Raw genomic sequence first — 22,584 nt, 5'->3', positions numbered from 1 at the left:
CCAGGTGGAGGACCTCACAAAGTCATTCGGCGATGTCCTCGCCCTGGACAAGCTGTCGCTGCAGATCAACCCGGCCGAGGTCCACGGCTTCCTGGGGCCCAACGGGTCCGGAAAATCTACGACGCTGCGTGTGCTGCTGGGCCTGCTTCGTCCAGACTCCGGAACGGTCAGGGTCTTCGGCGGAGACCCGTGGCGGGACGCGGTGTCCCTGCATCGCCGCCTGGCCTACGTCCCCGGGGAGGTGCAGCTCTGGCCCAACCTCTCCGGCGGCGAGGTGATCGACGTGTTCCTGCGGCTGCGCAGTCGCGACGCAGGATCCAGGCATGTGACCCGGCGCCGCGACGAGCTGATCGAGCGCTTTGGTCTGAACCCTCGCAAGAAGACCCGCACCTACTCCAAGGGCAACCGGCAGAAGGTGGCGCTCATCGCGGCCCTGGCGGCCGACGTCGACCTCCTGCTCCTCGACGAGCCGACCTCAGGACTGGATCCGCTGATGGAGGTGGTCTTTCAACAGATCATCGCCGAGACCCGGCGGGAGGGCCGGTCGGTGCTGCTCTCGAGCCATATCCTGGCGCAGGTCGAGGCCCTCGCGGACCGGATCTCCATCATTCGTCAGGGCCGCACCGTTGAATCTGGCAGTCTCTCGCAGATGCGCCACATGACCCGCACCACGATCGAGGTCGAGACCCAGGGCTCCACCGCCGACCTCCAGCAGCTCGAAGGGGTTCATGATCTGCGCATGAAGACCACCGCCGGTGCCAGCCGCACTGTCCTGGAGGTCGACAGCGACCAGCTGGCGCAGATCACCGCGCACCTGGCATCCCTGGGCGTGCAGTCTCTCGTCGCCCATCCTCCGACGCTCGAACAGCTCCTGATTCGGCACTACGGAGTGATCCCGGAGTCCGGTCCTTCCGCCTCCAGCAACTCCGTCTCCAAGACTTCAGCACCATGACGACGGCGCAGGCCCGGTCCTCCAACAGGTCCGGCAACAGGTCCGGCAGCACCAGCGGTCAAACCCAGGCGAGCCTGGTCGGCACCGGCGTCCTGCTGCGGTTTCTGCTGCGTCAGGACCGGGTTCGGCTGAGCCTCTGGGTGGTGGGCATCGGGCTGATGAGCTTCTACGTGGCCAACGCTGTCCAAGCACTGGTGACCGACGAGGCGGAGCTGGCCCAGATGGCGGGGCTGTTCGCGGAGCCGGTCGGACGGCTGATGACTGGTCCGGCCTACGGCATGGAGTCACCCACCTTCGAGCGCTTCTATGCGGCCGGCTATGTGCTGTTCATCTACATCCTCACCGCTCTGATGAGCATGTTCACCGTGGTTCGGCACACGCGCGCCGAAGAGGCCTCCGGCAGGGCGGAGCTTCTGCGTGCCGATGTGCTGGGTCGGCACGCCACGCTCACCGCGGCGCTGATTCTGGTGCTGCTGGCCAATGCAGCGGCGGCGGCGCTGGTGCTCCTCGGTGCGCTCTCCGGTGGGTTCGCGCTGACAGGGTCGCTGCTGGTGGCCGGTTCCGGGGCATCCGTCGGACTCTTCTTCGCCGCCGCGGCGGCTCTCGCCGCCCAGCTGACCGAGACCTCCCGTTCGGCCTCCGCACTCACCGGTGCCCTGCTGGGGCTGGCGTACCTGATCCGGATGCTCGGTGACATGGCGGCCGTCGAGGGAACCACGCTGTCCTGGTTCTCCCCCCTCGGCTGGTCCCAGCAGACCGCCCCCTACGTCGAAGATCGCTGGTGGCCGCTGCTGCCCTGTCTGGCGCTGGCCGCCGCAGCAGTCCTCGGCGCGTACGAGCTGAGCACCCGGCGCGATCTCGGGGCCGGGCTGCTGCCCTCCCGGCTCGGCAGGTCCAGGGCTCGGCCCCGGCTGGCGACACCCCTAGGTGTGGCGACGCACACCCTTCGCGGCGGTCTGCGCGGCTGGGGGATTGCAGTCGTCCTCTGTGGAGCGCTCTTCGGCAGCTACGCCCAATCCATGGTCGACACCGCCGCGGACCTGCCCGAAGAGTTCCGCAGCTTCTTCAGCGGAGAGACTGTGCTGCTGGGATATCTGGCCTATATGGCGATGTTTCTGGCACTCTTCGTCGCCGCCGCGGGAGTCGGCGGGGTCCAACAGCTGCGTGGTGAGGAGAAGCACGGGCGAGCAGAGTGGATTCTCAGCGCTCCGCTGAGCCGGACTCGCTGGCTCGGTGCGCACCTCGCCGTGATCCTCGGCGGACTCAGCATCATGCTGGTGCTCACCGGCCTGGCCACAGGTGCAGCGGCCGTGGCCGTGCTCGCGGATGAGCCCGGTGATCACTTCACCGACATTCTGCTGGCCAGTCTGCATCAGGGGCCCGCCGTCCTGGCTGTGCTGGGACTGACGTTCGCCGCATACGGCTGGGCGCCTCGGTTCGCCGGGGTGCTGGGCTGGACCGTTCTCGGCTACGCGGCCGTGATCACAAACTTCGGTCCGCTCCTGCATCTGCCGGAGATCTTCTTCGAGCTCAACGTGTTCGGACACCTCGCGCAGTACCCGGTGGAGGCTTTCGAATGGGGTCCGGTGATCTGGCTCAGCGCCATCGGAGTGGGCGGGATCCTCCTGGGATTCACAGGCTGGCACCGCCGAGAGATCCCCAGCGGCTGACCTGCAATGACGCGGAAGCACAGAGTTGTTCCACAGGCCTCTCCACAGAAGCTGTGGAATACTATGGGCAGAATTTCACCGATGTATACGAGGGGAGCAGCGTGCCTGCTGAGTCAGAGATCGATGTGCCGCGCCAGTGGCAGCAGGTGCTCGCAGAGCTCCGTGAGAACCATGGCATCGGAGCCCTGAACCTCACTGATGTGGGACGAGCAGTCCCGCAGGGGGAACAGCTCCTCGGCGAGACGCTGCTGCTGACGGTGGCAGTCCCCCACGAGCGGGTTCGCGAACTGATGCAGGCGACTCTGACTGTTCAGCTCAGCGACGCGCTGCGCACAGTGTTCGGCAGGGAGGTCCTCTGCGCCTACGTGATCGATCCTGAGATGTCTCAGCGTCAGCGCGAACACACCATCGACAGCGCCGCTCCCTCGGCGCCCTCGGCCGCTTCTGCCTCCTCCACCGCCGTGGATGATCTCTACCCCAGTGAGACGGTCGTCGAACAGCCGCGGCGGGGACTCGCCGCAGACGCGGCGCCCTACGACCGCGTCGAGCGTGCACCGGAGCGCCGAGGCATCGGTTCGGGCCGCGAACGTGACGAGTTCGGTCAGCCGAGCTTCCCGCCCACGGATTATTCGCAGTATGAACGCCCCGAGCCGACGCAGCGCGAGCAGCGCCTCGTCGAGCGCCGTCCGAGCCGTCCGGCCCCGGCAGAATCCTTCACCGCCAGCGGCGGCGGTGAGTCCTACGAGACCTCCCGGCTGAACCCGCGCTACACCTTCGACACCTTCGTCATCGGCTCTTCGAACAGGTTCGCCCATGCGGCCGCGAACGCCGTGGCAGAAGCTCCCGCGAAGGCCTACAACCCGCTGTTCATCTACGGCGACTCCGGGCTGGGCAAGACCCATCTGCTCCACGCCATAGGGCACTACGCCCAACGGCTGTATTCCGGCATCCGGGTGCGCTACGTGAACTCGGAGGAGTTCACCAACGACTTCATCAACTCCATCCGCGATGACGAGGGCGCCAGCTTCAAGCACCTCTATCGCAATGTGGACATCCTGCTCCTCGACGACATCCAGTTCCTCGCCGACAAGGAACGCACGGTGGAGGAGTTCTTCCACACCTTCAACACCCTCTACAACAACAACAAGCAGGTCGTCATCACCTCGGACCTGCCGCCCAAGCAGCTCTCCGGCTTCGAGGAGCGGCTCCGGTCACGGTTCGAGTGGGGCCTGATCACCGATATCCAGCCGCCTGAGCTCGAGACGCGCATCGCGATTCTGCGCAAGAAGGCCACGGCGGAGAACTTCTCCTGTCCCGACGATGTGCTCGAATACATCGGTTCCAAGATCTCCACCAACATCCGTGAGCTCGAGGGTGCGCTGATCCGAGTCACCGCGTACGCCGCGCTGAACAAGCAGGCGGTGGATCTGTCGCTTGCAGAGCAGGTCATGCGGGATCTGATCTCCGATGACCACGCCCAGGAGATCACCTCCGAGCAGATCATCAATGCCACCGCGGACTACTACAACTTCACGGTCGAGGAGCTGACCTCGAAGTCACGCAATCGGACCCTGGTGACGGCGCGTCAGATCGCCATGTACCTGCTGCGCGAGCTCACCGAGATGTCGCTGCCCAAGATCGGTCAGGCACTCGGCGGCCGCGACCACACCACCGTGATGTATGCCGAACGAAAGATCCGTGAGCTGATGGCCGAACGTCGGGCCGTCTTCAACCAGGTCACAGAACTGACCAACAAGATCAAACAACAGCGCTGATCCACCCGCAGAATGACCTGAGTTAAGTCAAGCTCGTCCCTGACACCTGTGGAGAAGCTCCTGCTCCACAACTCACACCGTTGTCATTTCGTGTGCTGGTTGGGATTCAGGGAAGTTGACAGCGTCGATCTCCACAGGTTTTCCCACATATCCACAGGCACCGGTGGAGTTTTCCCGATTCTTGTTAACAGCTGTGGATAAAACAGTGCACGAAACGGTGCAGAAGCCGACTTTTCTGTGGATAACCGCGCTATACCTGGGGAACGGCCTCTTGGACCCTCTTCGAATCTCCACTGCCGGTGCACAGCGGAAGCGACGGCGGTCCACCGCTGGGTGCACAGAGGATCTCGGACAGGGCAGGCGAAGGAGGCGGTTATCCACAGATTCCACAGCACCTGTTAACACTTCTGACCCTTAACCCTTTAAATGACAGAGAACAATCACCTGGCTCGCTGAAACGAGGATCCAGCCGGAAAACACCCACCGCCACGATCTTTGAGATCCTCGGCCCCGACGATGTCTCGGTCTGATCCTCGGATCCCAGATCTTGTGGCTGATGACCCGCCATGGGGCTCATATGGTGGTCGCTGAGATCTTTGCTGGCTTCTGCCGCGCTCTTGCAGGTAAGCTCGACACTCGACACAGCCACCAGATGCTTGACATTGCGCACTGGGCTGTCGATGAGCCACAAGAAGGGCAGGGATCAGTGGAGTTCACTGTTGAGCGGGACGTTCTTTCCGAAGCAGTCTCTTGGGCTGCCCGTTCGCTGTCTCCCCGACCCCCGGCGCCGGTCCTGGCAGGGCTGCACATCACCGCGGCTGATCAGACCGTCACCATCTCCAGCTTCGACCATGAGATCTCCGCCCAGCTGCACATCGAGGCGGACGTGCAGCAGTCCGGGACGATCCTCGTCTCAGGGCGGCTTCTCAATGACATCGTGAAATCCCTGCCGAACGCCCCGGTCACCGTGCATCTGCAGGACGCACGCGTCCAGCTGACCTGCCGATCCTCGAAGTTCACCCTCTCCACCATGCCGGTGGACGAGTATCCTGAGCTCCCTGGCATGCCGGAGCTCGCCGGCACCGTGGACGGTGCGGCATTCGCCCGTGCGGTCTCCCAGGTGATCACCGCGGCGTCGAAGGACGACACGCTGCCGATCCTCACCGGCGTGAAGGTCGAGATCGAGGGTGACACCATCACCTTCCTGGCGACTGACCGCTACCGGCTTGCCATGCGAGAGATCAACTGGTCCCCGGCGGACCCCGAGATCTCGACCTCGGTGCTGATCAAGGCCAAGACGCTGAACGACGTGGCGAAGTCCCTCGCCGGGGCCGGATCCCTGCAGATCGCGCTCTCCGAGACCGCCGAGCTGGTCGGCTTCTCCTCCGGCGGGCGGCGGACCACCTCTGTGCTGGTCGACGGGGACTATCCGAAGATCCGGCAGCTGTTCCCGGAAGAGACCCCTATCCACGCCGTGGTCAACACCGCAGAGTTCATCGAGGCGGCCCGCCGCGTCTCCCTGGTCTCCGAACGCAATGGCCACGTGCGGCTGCAGTTCACCCAGGACAACGAGGTCATCCTCGACGCAGGAGTCGACGACGCGGCCTCCGCCTCCGAGGTCATCCCCGCCACACTCACCGGTGAGGCGATCACCGTCGGATTCAACCCGGCATACCTCAACGAAGGGCTCAGCGTCATCGACACCGAGTTCCTGCGCTTCTCCTTCGTCTCGGCGCCCAAGCCGGCGATGATCACCGGTCAGGCCGAAGCCGACGGCGAGAAGGCCATCGACTTCCGGTATCTGCTGATGCCGGTGCGGCTGATCAACCCGTAGCCCTGGCAGCCCAGGAGACCATGCGGATCTCACAGCTCACACTCACAGACTTTCGCAGCTACGCCCACGCGCAGCTGACATTGGAGCCTGGCCCCAACGTGCTGCTGGGGTACAACGGGGTGGGCAAGACCAACATCGCCGAAGCCATCGGCTACCTCTCCACGCTGAGCTCGCACCGGGTGAGCCAGGACGGGCCCCTGGTCCGACATGGAGAGAAGCAGGCCTTCATCCGGGCCGATGCGCATCGAGGATCTCGGCAGGCGCGACTCGAGGTCGAGATCAACCCGGGGCGCAGCAACCGGGCCCGGATCAATCGCGGAAACCCGGTGCGGGCCACCGATGTGCTGGGGATCCTGCGCACCGTGCTCTTCGCTCCGGAGGATCTGGAGCTGATCAAGGGGTCCCCCGCTGTTCGGCGGCGGCTTCTGGATGATCTCGCGGTGCAGCTGCGTCCGGCGCTCGGCAGGGTGCGCCTGGACTACGAGAAGGTGCTCAAACAGCGCAACGCCCTGCTCAAGTCGCTGCGCCATGAGGGGTTCACGGCCACTCATGAGTCCACGCTCGCGGTATGGGACCACCAGCTCTCCGAAGCAGGATCTCACCTGCTCAAAGCCCGTTTGGAGATGCTCACGGCGCTTCGTCCCCACACGGCGACCGCCTACGGGCAGCTCTCCGGCAGCGTCCGCACGGCGCGGCTGAAGTACCTCAGCTCCCTTGATGCCGCGGGCACGAACGACGAGGATCCAGACGTCGAGATGGCCGCTGCCCCGGACACGGAGGGGGCACCGGCCGCCGATGCGGCTGCCGGGAGCTCGACCGTGCCTGGGACGGCCGACGTCTCGGCCCTGGAATCGGCCTCCCGCGAGGAGCTGGCGGCGCTGATGGTTCAGCGTCTCGGGGCAGCCCGGCGGGAAGAACGGCATCGCGCCATCACCCTGGTGGGTCCGCACCGCGACGACATCGCCTTCACCCTGGACGAGGTGCCGGTCAAGGGCTTCGCCTCGCATGGAGAGACCTGGTCCTTCGCGCTGGCGCTGCGGCTGGCCGCGTACCGCGTGATGGTCGACGACGATCCCGGTGTAGGCGCCCAGCCGGTGCTGATCCTCGACGACGTGTTCGCCGAGCTCGACTCCCGGCGTCGACGGCGCCTCGCCGAACTCGCCGCCGAGGCGGAGCAGCTCATCGTGACTGCGGCAGTGGACGACGACGTACCGGCCAGCCTCATGCGCAACGCGCTACGGGTGGAATCGGTGGATCAGATCAGCCAGGTGACCGTCCATGAACGAGATTGAGGACCCGCTCCACGATCATGAGGACGCCGCCAAGATCCTGCTGGCCCGGATGCGCGCGGCGGCCCGCGGGCGCGGAGAGCATCGGATGCGCGGAATCCCGCGCGGCTCCTCGCTCGCCGGTGACCCGCGCAGCGGCGCCAAAGAGGCCCAGGCACGGGGGAAGAGCACCGGGGGATCGCAGTCCGGGGCGGACCGGCGTGATCCGAACCTGCTCGGCGGAGTCGTCGGGGGGCTCATCAAGACCCGCGGCTGGAGCTCTCCTGTCGCGGTGGGCTCGGTCATCGCACGCTGGGAGCAGCTGGTCGGCTCTGCCATCGCGCAGCACTGCAAGCCGGAGAAGTTCGAGAACGGGGTGGTGGAGGTCCTCTGCGACTCCACCGCCTGGGCCACGAACCTGAAGCTCATGCAGCCGCAGCTGATGGACGTGTTCAACACTCAGCTCGGCCCGGGGATCGTCACCGGTCTCTCGATCCGCGGTCCCGCGGCGCCGAGTTGGAAGAAGGGGCGCTATTCGGTGCGCGGTCGGGGCCCACGAGACACCTATGGCTGAAACGCCAGGCTGCGATATGCCGCGCTCGGGCCCACCCAGTGGAACCCAACCTCATCCGGGCATCCCCGAGATGGTCCCAGGCCGGTTCCCCGGCCGCTGACCATGAAGTCTGGGCGTCCACAGCGTCCAAAAAATACGATTCTGGGGCGATGGCGCGGTAGACTGGAGCGACGGCCCGAGCGTACCCACCACTCGGGCTGGTCTGTGTCATGACAAGGTCGACCTTCACGACCTTCCCGGCAACTCAAGGAGACGGCATAGCCCGTGACCTCGGCTAACGAGAACAAGCAGCACCAGGGCAACTACGGCGCCTCGGACATCACCGTCCTGGAGGGCCTGGAAGCAGTCCGGAAGCGTCCCGGCATGTACATCGGTTCCACCGGTGAGCGCGGTCTGCACCACCTGGTCTACGAAGTGGTCGACAACTCGGTGGATGAGGCCCTGGCCGGCTACTGCTCCCACATCCAGATCACCATGCAGGACGACGGCGGCGTCCGGGTCGAAGACGACGGCCGCGGCATTCCGGTGGACATGCATCCCACCGAGGGCAAGCCCACCGTCGAGGTCGTGATGACCGTGCTGCACGCGGGCGGCAAGTTCGGCGGCAGCGGCTACGCGGTCTCCGGCGGCCTCCATGGAGTCGGCATCTCGGTGGTCAACGCGCTCTCCCAGAAGGTCCGCACCACCGTGCGTCGACAGGGCTATGAGTGGAGCATCGGCTTCGGCAACGGCGGCGAGACCACCGAGCAGCTCAGCCGGGGCCCTGAGACCGATTCCACCGGCACCACCATGACCTTCTACCCGGACCCGTCGATCTTCGAGTCCATCGAATTCGACTTCGAGACGCTGCGCGCCAGATTCCAGCAGATGGCCTTCCTGAACAAGGGCCTGCGCATCACCCTGCGCGATGAGCGCAACATTCCGGGCAACGCCGTGGTCCACGACGAGGTGCTCGAGGAGCACCACGAGGAGACCGAGGCCGAGCTGGAGCCCACCGAGGCCGGCGGCGGCCATGACGGCATCATCGAGACTCCCAAGGGCCGCGTCGTCGTCTACCAGTACGACTCCGGGCTGCTCGACTACGTCAACCACCTCAACGCCACCAAGCGGGCCGAGGTGGTCCACGACGACGTCATCGCCTTCGAGACCGAGGACACCGAGCGCGGCATGGCCGCCGAGCTCGCGATGCAGTGGACGCTGTCCTACTCGGAATCGGTGCACACCTACGCGAACACGATCAACACCCACGAGGGCGGCACCCACGAAGAGGGCTTCCGCGCCGCGATGACCACGTTGATCAACCGGTATTCCCGAGACAAGCAGATCCTGCGTGAGAAGGACGACAACCTCACCGGCGAGGACATCCGCGAAGGTCTCACCGCGGTCATCTCGATCAAGCTGCGCGAGCCGCAGTTCGAGGGTCAGACCAAGACCAAGCTGGGCAACACCGAGGCCCGCGGCTTCGTGCAGAAGGTCGTCAACGAGAATCTCGGGGACTGGCTGGAGCGAAACCCCGGCCCGGCGCGCGACATCGTGCGCAAGGCCCAGTCAGCGGCTCATGCTCGCGTCGCGGCCCGCAAGGCCCGCGAGAACGCCCGCCGAAAGTCTCCGCTGGAGACCATGGGCATGCCCGGCAAGCTCGCGGACTGCTCCTCCAAGGACCCCTCCGAGTCCGAGATCTACCTGGTCGAGGGTGACTCGGCCGGCGGCTCGGCCAAGCGTGGCCGCGACCCCCGCACCCAGGCGATCCTGCCGCTGCGCGGAAAGATCCTCAACGTGGAGCGGGCACGGCTGGACCGGGCGCTGGGAAACCAGGAGGTCCAGTCGATGATCACCGCCTTCGGCACCGGCATCGGCGAGGACTTCGATCAGGCCAAGCTGCGGTATCACAAGATCGTGCTCATGGCCGATGCCGACGTGGACGGTCAGCACATCACCACGCTGATGCTGACCCTGCTCTTCCGCTATATGCGCCCGCTGATCGAACACGGCAACGTGTTCCTCGCGCAGCCGCCGCTGTACAAGATCAAATGGCAGACCGGTCCGCAGGATTACGTCTACACCGACGCCGAGCGTGATGTCGCGCTGTCTGAAGGTCGGGCCAAGGGGCGCAAGCTCCCCAAGGAGCTCGGGATCCAGCGCTATAAGGGACTCGGTGAGATGGACTACTCGGAGCTGTGGGAGACCACCATGGATCCGGATCACCGCACCCTGCTCCAGGTCTCCATGGAGGACGCCGCTGCCGCCGACGAGGTGTTCTCCATCCTGATGGGTGAAGACGTCGAGTCCCGCCGCGGATTCATCCAGCAGAACGCCAAGGACGTCCGCTTCCTCGACATCTGACCCGCTGCCAGCCCGTGCAGGGCGCAGCCGCGAGACGATGCCGATTTCCGCATAAGGGAGAACACCACACGTGAGTGACAACACCGAAGAACCGCAGGACCCGCAGGGCGGGCCGTCCGAGGCCGTTGAGGGCGTCGTCGTCGAAGAGGTCGTGACCACCGACCGAATCCGGCAGATCGACCTGCAGACCGAGATGAAGCGGTCCTACCTGGACTACGCGATGGCAGTGATCGTGGGCCGCGCGCTGCCCGATGTGCGCGACGGGCTCAAGCCGGTGCACCGCAGGGTGCTCTACGCGATGTACGACGGCGGCTACCGCCCGGACCGCTCCTTCAACAAGTGCGCCCGCGTGGTCGGCGACGTGATGGGCAACTATCACCCCCACGGCGACTCGGCGATCTACGACGCCCTGTCCCGGCTGATCCAGGACTGGGTGATGCGCTACCCGCTGGCCACCGGCCAGGGCAACTTCGGCAACCCCGGCGACGACGGCCCGGCGGCCCCTCGTTATACCGAGACCAAGATGGCCCAGCTGGCCATGGAGATGGTCCGGGACATCAACGAGAACACCGTCGACTTCCAGGACAACTACGACGGCAAGCAGCAGGAACCCGTCGTGCTGCCCTCGCGCTTCCCGAACCTGCTGGTCAACGGCTCCTCCGGCATCGCGGTGGGCATGGCCACCAACATTCCTCCGCACAACCTGCGCGAGGTCGCCGACGGCGTGAAGTGGTATCTGCAGAACCCGCAGGCCAGCCGCGAAGAGCTGCTCGAGGCGCTGCTGCAGCGGATCAAGGGCCCCGACTTCCCCACCGGCGCACAGATCCTGGGCACCCGTGGGATCGAAGAGGCCTATCGCACCGGCCGCGGATCGATCACGATGCGCGCAGTGGTCAGCGTCGAGGAGCTCCAGGGACGCACCTGCCTGGTGGTCACCGAGCTGCCCTACCACGCGAACCCCGACAACCTGGCCCGAAAGATCGCGCTGCTGGTCAAGGACGGCAAGGTCTCCGGGATCGCGGATCTGCGCGATGAATCCTCCGGACGCACCGGCCAGCGCCTCGTCGTCGTGCTCAAGCGCGATGCCGTGGCCAAGGTGGTGCTGAACAACCTCTACAAGCACACCCAGCTGCAGGAGAACTTCTCCGCGAACATGCTGGCCCTGGTCGACGGCGTGCCGCGCACGCTGAGCCTGGACGCCTTCGTCCACCACTGGGTCACCCACCAGATCGACGTGATCGTCCGGCGCACCCAGTTCCGGCTCGACAAGGCCCAGCGTGAGGCCCACATCAAGATCGGGCTGCTCAAGGCTCTGGACGACCTGGACCGCGTGATCGCCACGATCCGCGCCTCCTCCACCGTCGACGAGGCCCGGCAGAACCTGAAGTCTCTGCTGGAGATCGACGACGACCAGGCCCAGGCCATCCTCGACATGCAGCTGCGCAAGCTGGCCGCCCTGGAGCGCCAGCGCCTGCAGGACGAGTACGACGAGCTGATGAAGATGATCGAGGACTTCCAGGACATCCTGGCCTCAGAGGATCGCCAGCGCCGGATCATCAGCTCTGAGCTGGACACCATCGTGGACAAGCACGGCGATGACCGCCGCACCCACATCCAGCTGGGCTACGACGGTGACATGTCCATGGAGGATCTGATCCCCCAGGAGGACGTGGTCGTCTCGATCACCCGCGACGGCTACGTGAAGCGGACCAAGATCGACAACTACCGCGCCCAGCACCGAGGCGGCAGGGGAGTCCGCGGCGCCCAGCTGCGCACCGACGACATCGTCGAGCACTTCTTCGTGACCACCACGCACCACTGGATCCTGTTCTTCACCAACCTCGGCCGGGTCTACCGCACCAAGTGCTACGACCTGATCGAGTCCGGTCGCGATTCCAAGGGCCAGCACGTGGCCAACATCGTGGCGTTCCAGCCCGATGAGCACATCGCCGGCGTGCTGCCGCTGCGCACCTATGAGGATGCCCCTTACCTGGTGCTGGCGACGAAGCGCGGACTGGTGAAGAAGACCGTGCTCACCGACTACGACACTCCCCGCCAGGCAGGCGTGATCGCGATCAACCTGCGCGAGGACGACGAGCTGGTCTCCTCCAAGCTGATCTCGTCCGCCGATGATCTGATGCTGGTCTCCCGCAAGGGCCAGTCGCTGCGCTTCACCGCCACCGACGAGGCGCTGCGACCCATGGGTCGCGCCACCTCGGGCGTCACCGGCATGAAGTTCCGCGAGGAGGACGAGCTGCTGGCCGCCGACGTGGTGACCGAGGACTCCTATGTGTTCGTCGTCACCGAGGCCGGCTATGCCAAGCGCTCCGATGTCAGCGAATACCGGGTCCAGGGCCGCGGCGGCCTGGGCATCAAGGTGGGCAAGCTGGTGGAGGACCGTGGTGACCTGGTCGGCGCCATGGTCGTCGAGGACGACGACGAGGTCCTGGTCGTCATGGAATCCGGCAATGTGGTCCGGTCTCCCGTCTCAGGCGTGCCCTCCAAGGGCCGTGACACCATGGGGGTCATCTTCGCGAAGCCGCGCAAGAAGGACCGCATCCTCAAGGTCGCACGCAACTCCGGGGTGACCCTGGCCGCCACGGGTGAAGCCGAGGGTGCAGCTGAGGGTGCAGCTGAGGCCACGACGTCGGAGCCCGGGACACCAGGTGCTGCTGCCGGCGAAGCTGAGCGTCCCGCCGCGGTCGATGCAGTAGCGTTGGTCCCTGATGAAGCGGACCGGGATGAATCGGACCGAGACGATGCCTGATGGAGGACTTCAGTGAGCGCAAGCAACGGCGCAGGTAATTCAGGGAGCCAGACGGGCTCCTCCGCGGCGCGGCCGGCCAACCGGTTCCCCGCGCCTCGGCCGCGTGCCCAGGCCGCTGGCGGAGCCACCACATCCCCCCGTCCCCAGGCGGAGAAGGCCGGGGCCCCCAAGCCGCGACCGACTGCCGGGGCACGCCCCAGCGGGCAGGGAGCACGTCCGGCTCAGGGTCAGCGCCCCACCGGTAGTCGTCCCCAGCCCGGCCTGGTGCGACCGACGCCCAAGGCGAAGGTGCGCAAGGCGCGGCTGCTGATCTCCAAGGTCGACCCCTGGTCGGTGCTGAAGATGAGCTTCTTGCTCTCGGTGGCCCTGGGCATCATGACCGTGGTCGCGGCGGTCACGCTGTGGACCGTCATGGACGTCTCGGGGATCTTCAACCGAGTCAACGAGCTTCTCGGCCAGATCCTCGGCACCGAGGGCGGCGGCGGGTCCTTCCGGGTCGAGGAGCTTGTGACCATCACGCAGGTCGCGGCCTTCGCCACGATCATCGCCGTGGTCAACGTGGTGCTGCTGACCGTGCTCTCGATGCTCGCTGCAGTGCTGTACAACCTCTCCGCCTCCCTGGTGGGCGGCGTGGGAGTCACGCTCACCGACGACTGAGCGCTCCGGCTCCACGATTTGGCGGGGTCGCAGGGTGCAGGGTAACGTGTAGTGGTCGCCCTCGCGGGGGTGACGCACCTGAAACAAGGTGTCCGGGCGTATAGCTCAGGCGGTTAGAGCGCATCGCTGATAACGATGAGGTCGGAGGTTCAAGTCCTCCTACGCCCACCCCGGACTCCAAGGAGGGAAACATGAAACGCATCGTCTTTGTGGCTCTCTCCGTGGCGGGGATCCTCGGTTATCGCCAGTGGCGACGAGCCGAGGACACCCGGCAGGTCTGGTCTCAGGCCACAGACTCGCTCTGATAACCTGAGAAGCACCTTTGGGGGCATGGCGCAATTGGTAGCGCACCTGCTTTGCAAGCAGGGGGTTAGGGGTTCGAGTCCCCTTGCCTCCACCAGAGGATCTGAATCGGAAGAGGCTCCCCGCACTTGAAGTGCGGGGAGCTTTTTCGTGTCCTGGGCCGGGCCCGGCGACCGTGGAGCTTCCTGTCACCGCATGCGTCTCTCGGTGCGGTCTGGTGGTTCACGCTGGGGGCCCTGTCTCGATGTGTCTTCCGGCGAGGCGGACCACGGCGGCGACGAGATCGCTCACCCCGGGCTCCTCGATCGGGAAATGCCCGCATCTGCGCAGCATCACAGCCTCGGTCGGGGCCGCGATCCGCAGCAGGAACCGCATGCTCAGCTGCACGGGGGTCCAGGCGTCGTGTGTGGGGTGAAGGAGGGTCACCGGTGTGGTCATCTCCGCCCCGGGGACATGGTCATAGTTCAGGAATGAGCTGAGAAACCCCACCGGTATTCGGGCGCCTCCGCCCAGCGGATCCGAGGCGCACAGTTCGGCCAGGTCCGGGTCCCGGCTCATCTTTGCGAAATCAGCCACGGCGCGCATCGGCACCCTCATCTGTGCGGCTCCTCCGGGGATGAGGCGGGTGAGCTGAGCGCCGGCGACGGCCAGGGGACCGAAGCGGGTCAGCCTCGCCCGGACGCGCCAGTCCTGCGGATCCAGCAGGGAGGTCGCGCCGACCGCGGCCACGTGCGGTGATCTGGCTGCCGCCTCGTAGGCGAGCATCCCGCCCATGCTCGCACCGAGCAGGATCAGCGGTCGGTCGTCGTGCTCGGCGTCGAGAAGGTCGACCAGCAGCCGGACCCAGGTCTGATACCGCACGGCGCCCGGGTCCAGGCTGAGCGTCCTGCCATAGAGCGGGAGATCCACGGCGGCGACGTCCAGGCCCTGCGCGGCGAGCAGCGAGGTGATCGGCCAGAGCGCCCCGCTGTGCCCGCCGCCGCCGTGGATCACCAGCACCCGGACCGCCGGCCTGGGCGGCTTGGGCGGGTCTGCGCCGACGGACCCATCGGCCGGTGCGGCGAGAGCTGCAGCCAGCGGCGCGGGGCGGGCGATGTGCACCTGGTGATCCTGCCAGCGCCACCATGTGCTCACCCGCGGATGGGTGGCTGCCGCATGGTGTGCCGGATCGAGAAACACCGCATAGGCCTCGGTCGTCACGGGCACACGGTATCAACAGGAGACGGTCCTTCACAGGAGACTCCGGCCAGGACCTGCCGCACGCGGTCTACCCCCGGGACCCGATTGCGCTATAGTCTCGATCTATCGGTTGAATCTAGAGTCTGAAGAGGTGCCTGACACAGGTGTACGAGTTACAACGCGCAGTACTCCGCTGGCGACGATCTCGCCCCCCGAGTACTGCGAACGCAGGGCAAGCTGATCTCCGCAGGTGCACGCTGGTGGTGACCCGGTGATCGACATCTTGCTTCTGCTGCTGGGCATCCTCGTCATCCTGGTCATCATTGCCGCCAACGGCTACTTCGTGGCCCAAGAATTCGCGTACATGTCCGTGGACCGCAATAAGCTGCGGGCACTGGCCGCCGGAGGCGATAAGTCCGCACAGCGCGCGCTGGACGTCACCGGACGCACCTCCTTCATGCTCTCCGGAGCCCAGCTGGGCATCACCGTCACCGGTCTGCTCGTGGGCTATGTCGCAGAGCCGCTGGTGGGGGAGAGTCTGGGCGCTCTGCTGGGCGGCATCGGCGTCCCGGCGGCGCTGGGCATCGCGGTCGGCACGATCATCGCTCTGGCCGCCGCCACGATCGTACAGATGATCTTCGGCGAGCTCTTCCCGAAGAACTACGCGATCGCGAATCCGACCCCGTTGTCGCTGGCCCTGGCGCGGTCCACGAAGATCTATCTCGCCGCCTTCGGCTGGCTGATCTGGATCTTCGATGTCTCTGCGAACGCGCTGCTGAAGCTGTTGCGAATCGAGCCGGTGCACGACGTGGAGTCCAGCGCCACCGCGAAGGACCTCGAGCACATCGTGACCAGCTCGCATGAGAGCGGAGACCTGGCCGAGGAGATGTACCTGACCCTCGACAGGATCCTGGACTTCCCGGATCACGACGTCGAGCACGCCATGATTCCGCGGTCCCGCACCGGGCTGATCCATCCTGACACCACGCTGGGCGAGATCCGTGCGCTCATGGCCCAGGAGCACACCCGCTACCCGGTGGTCGACATGCATGACGAACCCGTCGGCGTCGTCCATCTCGTAGACCTGCTGGGCACCAAGTTCACCGATGCGGCCGCTGCGACCGAGATCATGCGCGCCCCGGTGATCGTGCCGACGTTGATGCCGCTGCCTGAGGCGGTGCGCACGCTGCGTGATGCCGACGCCAAGCTCGCCTGCGTCATCGACGAATACGGCGGCTTCACCGGTGTGGTGACCATGGAGGACCTTGCGGAGGAGATCCTCGGCGAGATCACCGACGAGCACGACGACGAGGCGCCCGCCGGCATCGAACATGTCGGCGAGAACCACTGGCGCGTCGATGGTGATCTGCACCTGGACGAGGTGGAGCGCGTCATCGGTCAGGACTTTCCCGAAGGCGACTACGAGACGCTCTCCGGGCTCCTGATGTCCCAGGAGGGCGCGCTGCTCACCGAAGGCCAGGAGGTCCGGATCGATCTGCCGGCTGAACCCGCCGACTATGGCGAGTCCTCGCCCCCGCAGCGCTGGGTCGACGTCACCGTGATCAGCGTGGACCGCCACGTTCCCGAGTCAGTGCACCTTCGCCTGACCGAACATTTCGAGGAGGAACGATGAGCGACTGGCTGATCCCCACCATTGCAACCATCGCCATCATTGCCATCTCCGCCTTCTTCGTCATCCTTGAGTTCGCGCTGCTGGCTGCCCGCCGCCACCGCCTGGAGGAAGAAGCAGAGCACAGCCGTTCGGCGCGCGCCGCGCTGCGCGGGCTCAACGAGCTCACGGTGATGCTCGCCGGAGCCCAGCTGGGCATCACGGCGTGTACCTTCGCGCTGGGCGCGGTCAGCAAACCCGCTGTCGACTACGCACTCACCCCGATCTTCGAGTCGTGGAACATGCCGCTGTGGGCCGCCGACGTGCTCGCCTTCGCGCTGGCGCTGTTCCTGATGACCTTCCTGCACCTGGTGGTCGGCGAGATGGCCCCGAAATCCTGGGCCATCGCGCATCCGGAGCGAGCCGCGAAGCTCGTCGCACTCCCGGCCCAGGTGATCCTCTGGGTCTTCCGGCCCTGGCTGCTCTGGATCAACAGCATCGCCAACCGACTGGTCGCGGCCAGCGGAATCATCCCGGTGGACCGTGCGGCTGCGGGCGGCTACGACTCCGACACGATCCGGCATCTGGTCGAGCACTCCACCCGGACCGGCATGCTGGATCAGGCCTCGGCCTCGCAGATCTCCCGGGTCATCGACCTCGAGACGCTCACCGTCGACGATGTGATTGCCGCGCGCACCCGTCAGGAGACCACTACGGTGCCCGCTTCGGCCACGGCGGCTGATGTGCAGGCCGCGGCCCAGCGCACCGGGCACCTGCGGATTCTGATCATCCCCGAGACCGGCACGAACCCGCTGGTGGTCCATGTGCGGGACACGCTCACCGTCGAGCCGGGGCACCCGGTCAGCGAACTGGCCCGCCCTGCGCTGGTCGTGTCCACCGGAGCTTCCGTCTATGACGCGTTCCAGACCATGCGTGAAGCCGGCGAACAGCTGGCAGTGGTGTACTCCGACGGCGTTCTTGCTGGGGCGATCACCTGGAACGACATCCTCAAGCGGATGTGGCCCACCATGGAGGAGCAGTGGAGCGAGTCAGAGGCCGCTGCCGACTCCGGTCCGCACGGGGCGGCCGCGCGACGCTGAGCAGCAGCAGCTCGGCGGCCCGGCTGGATCATCCAGCGGAACATGACGATGACGCCGAAACCACGGTCTGTGGTTTCGGCGTCGTCGTATCTGCTGTGAAAGCCCAGATCAAAAGGTTATCCACAGGGTTTATCCACAGTGTGTATAAGTTACACAGGTGTGATTCCCCAGGTCAGACCGCTATCCACAGGTTTCTGTGAATTGTGCACAAAACTGTGGATTAGTCCTGCACAGCCTGGGGAGGAAGCGGGGTGGTTCATGCGTAGGGATTCACCAGGGTCATGCCCAGGCCGGTGAGCAGCACCAGGACCACGGCGATGCCGAGCAGTCCGAAGCCCTGCCAGCGCGCGCGTCGGCGCGCGTCCTGGCGCCGGTCGGTGGAGGAGCGGGCCGGGGCCTTGGAGAACACCAGGGCGCACAGCGCGCCGATGACGAGTCCACCGAAATGCCCCTGCCAGGAGATGCCGGGGACCACAAAGCTGACCACCACGTTGATCGCGATCAGCGCCAGGATCCCGCCGGTCTGGGAGCCGGTGGCGCGCATCAGGATGAACAGCGCACCGAAGAGGCCGAAGACTGCTCCGGAGGCGCCGAGCGTCGGGGTCCACGCGGGAGTCAGGAAGAGCACAGCGACAGAGCCGCCGAGAGCGGAGAGGGTCAGCAGGGCGATATAGCGCAGGGGTCCGAGCGCCGGTTCGATGGCCCGGCCGATGAACCAGAGCGCGAACATGTTGAAGAGCAGATGCATGGCGTTGGCCGGAGAATGCACCAGCGCGGAGGTGAGCATCCGCCAGGGCTCGAAAGCCCAGGAAGACGTCTGCAGCGGGGCATACCAGAGGGCCCCGGTGACGGGGTCAGGGTTCGCGTCGGTGACGGCGCTGCCGAGCAGCTGCAGGGAGAAGAGCAGGACGCAGAGCCCGATGACCGTGAAGGTGACAACCGGGCGCTGATCGTCGCGCAGCACGGCACCGAACTGGGAGCGCGCCGGGGGCCGGCGGCGTTGGAACTCATCCCTGGCCCGGGCCAGGCAGTCCACACATTGGAAGCCGACCGGGGCCTCCCGCAGACACTCCGGACAGGCCGGCCGCTCACAGCGTTGACACTGCACGGTGGCTGGCCTGTCCGGGTGCTGCGGACAGAATGTTGCGTTGATCGGTCTAGATCCTCAGAGCTTCTCGATGTCGATCTTCTCGATGACGACATCTTCCTTTGGACGGTCCCGGTTGTCGGTGGGGACCGTGTTCAGGGCGTCGACGATCTTCTGCGAGGCGGGATCAGAGACCTCGCCGAAGATGGTGTGCTTGCCCTGCAGCCAGGTGGTGGCCACCGAGGTGATGAAGAACTGGGACCCGTTGGTGCCCGGTCCTGCGTTGGCCATGGCCAGCTTGTACGGGGAGGTGAAGTCCAGCTCCGGGTGGATCTCGTCGCCGAACTTGTAGCCCGGGCCGCCGACGCCGAGGCCCAGCGGGTCTCCGCCCTGGATCATGAAGTCGGAGATGATCCGGTGGAACACGGTGCCGCTGTAGAGCGGGGTGTCGACCATCTTCTCGCCGGACTCGGGGTGGGTCCACTCGCGCTCACCGGTGGAGAGACCGACGAAGTTGTCCACGGTCTTGGGAGCGTGGTTCCCGAAGAGCTCGACGAGGATCTCGCCCTGGGAAGTACGGATAGTTGCCTTGTGTGTTGCGATAGCACTCATGGACCCCATTCTCTCACTCTTGGTGGCGCGCGGTGCCAGCTGGGGGGATGATGAAGGGATTGGCCGTGCCATAGCAGGTCACGGAGAGACCACGTAAGCTGGAGCCAGCAACCGATCCGAATTCGGAGGACATGCATGTTCGGCAAGAAGAAGAAGCGGAACCACGGCTGGGAGCACCTGGTGCTCGCAGGGGTCGAGACCGCACGTGATTGGACCGCCCCCAAACTGGGTGCGGCAGCAGACTGGGCCGAAGACACCTACCGCAAGGGTGCCCCGAAGGTGCACGACGCTTCGGGTCGCGCACTGACGGCGGTCAACGACAGCGCCTCAGTGGCCGGCAAGAAGATCAAGGAGTACTCCTCGGTCGCCGGAGGCGGCATCTCGTCCCAGTACGAGAAGCTCCCCCCACAGGCCAAGGCTGAGGTGACCAAGATCCTCTCCAAGTACGACACTGCCAAGACGCAGTTCACCTCGGAGTACGTCCCTGCCACCTCGGCGAAGCTGGGCGGCTATGCGGACAAGACCGCGAAGCTGATCCACCGCGCTGAGCTTGATCCCCGCGTCGAGAAGGCGCTGATCAAGGCCACCGGTGACAAGAAGATCGTTAAGAAGCTGCGCAGGAGCTCCGAGCGCTACGCGAAGGACGCTGCCAAGACGCTGAAGAAGCACCAGCGCTCCAACAGCCGCAAGAAGGGTCTGCTGGTCTTTGGACTGGTGGCCGCGGCTGTGACGGCAGGGGTGGCCGCATGGCGCGCCAGCCAGCCGGTGGAGGATCCGTGGAAGAAGCCTGCGCCGGTCACCCGGCCAGCGACCTCCTCCACGGCAGCTCCCAAGCCGGTGACCTCGGCTCCCAAGCCAGCCGCCTCGGCTTCGCAGCCCGCAACATCGGCACCGAAGCCGGCTGCCCAGGGCGGTCCGGCTGCGCCGAGCACCGTCGCTGGCACCCCGGCCGCCGCGCCGAAGGCGACTCCCGATGCCCCCAAGACCTCCGGTGCGCCGGAGTCCAAGGCTGGGCCCTCGGGAGCGACCAACGTCAACGCGCAGAATGCTGACGAGGCAAAGGGCAAGAACGTTCCCTCACCGAAGCCGGCCACCTGAGCCGAGCGTCGATTGAGAACGTAGAAACACAAGAGCGGACCTGGCGTGATCGTCAGGTCCGCTCCTGTGTGTCGTGCTGTCTGCGCCGACGCGTGTCGGGCTCCTGCTGGGCCTGCGCGGGCACTCAGCGGATGGGGTTGAGCTTCGCAGCCTTCTCCGCCGCGCCGGTCTGCCCCATGGTCTCGAGCCAGTTGCCCAGCATCCGGTAGCCGCCCTCGGTGAGCACCGACTCAGGGTGATACTGCATGCCCCACAGCGGGGCCGTGCGGTGGGCCAGGCCCATGATGACCCCGTCCTCGGTGCGCGCGGTCACCTCGAGCACCTCAGGAATGGTCTCCGCGGCCACGATCAGGGAATGGTAGCGAGTGGCCACGAAGGTCTCGGGCAGTCCGGCGAAGGAGACGTGCCCGGTGTGGGTGACCGGGGAGGTCTTGCCGTGCATCAGCTGCTCGGCATGGGTGACCGTTGCGCCGAAGGCCTCCCCCAGGCCCTGATGTCCCAGACAGACCCCGAGCATCGGCTCCTGGGCCTCGGCGCACCAGCGGATCAGCTCCACCGAGACACCAGCCTCACCGGGGGTGCCGGGGCCGGGGGAGATGAGCACGCCGTCGTGCTCGGCGGCGAGCTTCTTGGCCTCCTCCACCGAGAGGTCGTCGTTGCGGATCACCGTGGTCTCGGCGCCGAGCTCGCGCAGGTACCCGACAAGGGTGTAGACGAAGCTGTCGTAGTTGTCGATGACGAGGATGCGGGCGGGGGTGTCGCTCATGCGGGGGTCCCTTCGGCCCGGCCCAGCGCCGGGAAGGTCATCGTTTCAAGCGTGGAGTCATTGAGCGGGCTGTACTGGCTCAGCCACGGGAAGGCGAACTGCATCAGGAGGAACACGATACCGGCCACGAGGGCCAGTGCCAGAAGGATCTGCACCACCAGCGGACCGGGAAGCGAGCGGAAGAGCCAGGCATACATCTCAGGAACCTCCCTGGCCGAGCGCAGCCGGCGCCTCGGCGGTCAGTGGTGCGAAGTCGACCAGCTCCGCGTGGGTGATCAGTCGCTCGCGGTTGGAGAAGAGCGGATGACAGGTGGTCAGCGTCAGCAGCGACCGATCAGCCTCTGCCTCCGGCTCGCCGGGGACCGGGAGGATGACCTCGGACTGCTGGGGCAGCACCACATGGGTCTCGTAGACCTCATAGGTGTAGTACCCATCGGGGGACTCCACGTAGACCTCGTCCCCGGGAGTCAGGCGGTCCTGATCGCGCAGCACGTCGCCATAGGTGAGTCGGTGTCCGGCCACCGCGAAGTTGCCCGGCTCTCCGGGCAGCTGGGTCTCCGGGTAGTGTCCCAGACCGCCGGTGTTCAGCGTCTGGTCGTCGACTCCGGAGCGGACAGGTGCTGACCAGTCGGCGCCGATGGCGGGGGCGTAGATCATGGCCATGGCCCCGGAGTCCACGGCGGCCATCTTCTCTGGACACGCCGCAGCCTTCCCGTTGGGAAGTTCCTGACAGTATTGCTGTGACTCCGGCTGCTCCTGCCGTGCCGGGTCAGCGTCCAGCTGTTCGATTCGGGTGTGGAACTCGTCTTCGATGGTCTGGGCCTCGCGATTCGCGTCGAGTCCGGTCCACCAGACCTCCCACACCACGAAGAGCAGCCCCAGCACCCCCAGGGTGATCAGCAGCTCGCCGGCGACACCGAGGATCCGGGCGCCTGTGCTGCGGCCGCGGTGTCCCGACATGAATCCTCCGAAGGTTGAGTGGGGCGACCA

18 protein-coding genes, 2 tRNA genes and 1 pseudogene are annotated in these 22,584 nt (G+C 66.0%); 15 read left to right on the top strand and 6 right to left on the bottom strand.

Going from position 1 to position 22,584, the window contains the following annotated elements; translation table 11 throughout:
• Nucleotides 1-55 precede the first annotated feature (55 nt).
• From LTI14_RS09725 to LTI14_RS09670, 12 genes and pseudogenes are all read left to right on the top strand, one after another.
• A pseudogene (locus LTI14_RS09725) lies at nucleotides 56-952 on the top strand (ABC transporter ATP-binding protein); the annotation flags it as partial.
• Nucleotides 949-2,622: an ABC transporter permease gene (locus tag LTI14_RS09720; RefSeq protein WP_241476386.1), complete on the top strand. Its 1,674-nt coding sequence runs from the start codon at nucleotides 949-951 to the stop codon at nucleotides 2,620-2,622. The pseudogene LTI14_RS09725 and the gene LTI14_RS09720, both read left to right, overlap by 4 nt.
• Before the next feature lie 101 nt (nucleotides 2,623-2,723).
• Nucleotides 2,724-4,397, top strand: coding sequence for a chromosomal replication initiator protein DnaA (gene dnaA, locus LTI14_RS09715; RefSeq protein ID WP_342357748.1), 1,674 nt, complete (start codon nucleotides 2,724-2,726; stop codon nucleotides 4,395-4,397).
• Nucleotides 4,398-5,103: 706 nt separating this feature from the next.
• The gene (gene dnaN / locus LTI14_RS09710) at nucleotides 5,104-6,231 is read left to right on the top strand and encodes a DNA polymerase III subunit beta (RefSeq protein WP_241465676.1); all 1,128 of its coding nucleotides are present in this window, start codon (nucleotides 5,104-5,106) and stop codon (nucleotides 6,229-6,231) included.
• Nucleotides 6,232-6,251: 20 nt separating this feature from the next.
• Nucleotides 6,252-7,523 (top strand): DNA replication/repair protein RecF, encoded by a 1,272-nt coding sequence (gene recF / locus LTI14_RS09705; protein WP_241476385.1) that lies wholly within the window; start codon nucleotides 6,252-6,254, stop codon nucleotides 7,521-7,523.
• The gene (locus LTI14_RS09700; RefSeq protein WP_241465674.1) at nucleotides 7,510-8,073 is read left to right on the top strand and encodes a DUF721 domain-containing protein; all 564 of its coding nucleotides are present in this window, start codon (nucleotides 7,510-7,512) and stop codon (nucleotides 8,071-8,073) included. Before recF ends, LTI14_RS09700 begins: the two co-directional genes overlap by 14 nt.
• 264 nt (nucleotides 8,074-8,337) lie before the next feature.
• The gene (gyrB, locus tag LTI14_RS09695; RefSeq protein ID WP_241465673.1) at nucleotides 8,338-10,416 is read left to right on the top strand and encodes a DNA topoisomerase (ATP-hydrolyzing) subunit B; all 2,079 of its coding nucleotides are present in this window, start codon (nucleotides 8,338-8,340) and stop codon (nucleotides 10,414-10,416) included.
• A 70-nt stretch (nucleotides 10,417-10,486) separates the two neighbouring features.
• Complete coding sequence (gene gyrA, locus LTI14_RS09690; RefSeq protein WP_446740386.1) at nucleotides 10,487-13,183, top strand: DNA gyrase subunit A; 2,697 nt, start codon at nucleotides 10,487-10,489, stop codon at nucleotides 13,181-13,183.
• A gap of 264 nt (nucleotides 13,184-13,447) precedes the next feature.
• Entirely contained in the window at nucleotides 13,448-13,840 is a 393-nt protein-coding gene (locus LTI14_RS13340; protein ID WP_370642747.1) for a DUF3566 domain-containing protein, read from the top strand.
• A gap of 94 nt (nucleotides 13,841-13,934) precedes the next feature.
• Nucleotides 13,935-14,008, top strand: a tRNA-Ile gene (locus LTI14_RS09680).
• A gap of 23 nt (nucleotides 14,009-14,031) precedes the next feature.
• Nucleotides 14,032-14,145, top strand: a complete 114-nt coding sequence (locus tag LTI14_RS09675) for a DLW-39 family protein (protein WP_219886429.1) — start codon at nucleotides 14,032-14,034, stop codon at nucleotides 14,143-14,145.
• A gap of 19 nt (nucleotides 14,146-14,164) precedes the next feature.
• Nucleotides 14,165-14,240 (top strand) — tRNA-Ala (locus LTI14_RS09670).
• A gap of 125 nt (nucleotides 14,241-14,365) precedes the next feature.
• Here the strand turns inward: LTI14_RS09670 and LTI14_RS09665 are convergent.
• Complete coding sequence (locus LTI14_RS09665; RefSeq protein ID WP_241470804.1) at nucleotides 14,366-15,343, bottom strand: alpha/beta fold hydrolase; 978 nt, start codon at nucleotides 15,341-15,343, stop codon at nucleotides 14,366-14,368.
• Between the two features lie 250 nt (nucleotides 15,344-15,593).
• On the opposite strand from LTI14_RS09665, the gene LTI14_RS09660 reads away from it, so the two are divergent.
• Together LTI14_RS09660 and LTI14_RS09655 are read left to right on the top strand one after the other, a co-directional pair.
• Nucleotides 15,594-16,955, top strand: coding sequence for a hemolysin family protein (locus tag LTI14_RS09660; RefSeq protein ID WP_241476384.1), 1,362 nt, complete (start codon nucleotides 15,594-15,596; stop codon nucleotides 16,953-16,955).
• Nucleotides 16,952-18,031, top strand: a complete 1,080-nt coding sequence (locus LTI14_RS09655) for a CNNM domain-containing protein (RefSeq protein WP_241476383.1) — start codon at nucleotides 16,952-16,954, stop codon at nucleotides 18,029-18,031. Before LTI14_RS09660 ends, LTI14_RS09655 begins: the two co-directional genes overlap by 4 nt.
• A gap of 256 nt (nucleotides 18,032-18,287) precedes the next feature.
• On the opposite strand, the gene LTI14_RS09650 is transcribed toward LTI14_RS09655, so the two are convergent.
• Complete coding sequence (locus LTI14_RS09650; RefSeq protein ID WP_241476382.1) at nucleotides 18,288-19,067, bottom strand: rhomboid family intramembrane serine protease; 780 nt, start codon at nucleotides 19,065-19,067, stop codon at nucleotides 18,288-18,290.
• A 129-nt stretch (nucleotides 19,068-19,196) separates the two neighbouring features.
• A complete protein-coding gene (locus LTI14_RS09645; RefSeq protein WP_274616090.1) occupies nucleotides 19,197-19,730 on the bottom strand; it encodes a peptidylprolyl isomerase in 534 nt (177 codons plus the stop codon).
• A gap of 135 nt (nucleotides 19,731-19,865) precedes the next feature.
• On the opposite strand from LTI14_RS09645, the gene LTI14_RS09640 reads away from it, so the two are divergent.
• Nucleotides 19,866-20,828, top strand: a complete 963-nt coding sequence (locus LTI14_RS09640) for a hypothetical protein (RefSeq protein ID WP_241465666.1) — start codon at nucleotides 19,866-19,868, stop codon at nucleotides 20,826-20,828.
• 124 nt (nucleotides 20,829-20,952) lie between these two features.
• On the opposite strand, the gene LTI14_RS09635 is transcribed toward LTI14_RS09640, so the two are convergent.
• The 3 genes from LTI14_RS09635 to LTI14_RS09625 are packed head-to-tail and all read right to left on the bottom strand — an operon-like array spanning nucleotide 20,953 to nucleotide 22,554.
• Nucleotides 20,953-21,594, bottom strand: a complete 642-nt coding sequence (locus LTI14_RS09635; RefSeq protein WP_241476381.1) for an anthranilate synthase component II — start codon at nucleotides 21,592-21,594, stop codon at nucleotides 20,953-20,955.
• Complete coding sequence (locus tag LTI14_RS09630; RefSeq protein WP_241476380.1) at nucleotides 21,591-21,791, bottom strand: hypothetical protein; 201 nt, start codon at nucleotides 21,789-21,791, stop codon at nucleotides 21,591-21,593. The genes LTI14_RS09635 and LTI14_RS09630 overlap by 4 nt, the downstream gene beginning before the upstream one ends.
• A 1-nt stretch (nucleotide 21,792) precedes the next feature.
• Nucleotides 21,793-22,554 (bottom strand): class E sortase, encoded by a 762-nt coding sequence (locus LTI14_RS09625; protein ID WP_241476379.1) that lies wholly within the window; start codon nucleotides 22,552-22,554, stop codon nucleotides 21,793-21,795.
• Nucleotides 22,555-22,584: the final 30 nt, after the last annotated feature.

It is taken from the genome of Nesterenkonia sp. YGD6 (genome assembly GCF_022565895.1).
Lineage (GTDB): Bacteria > Actinomycetota > Actinomycetes > Actinomycetales > Micrococcaceae > Nesterenkonia.
This window is presented reverse-complemented; position numbering and strand designations above follow the sequence as displayed.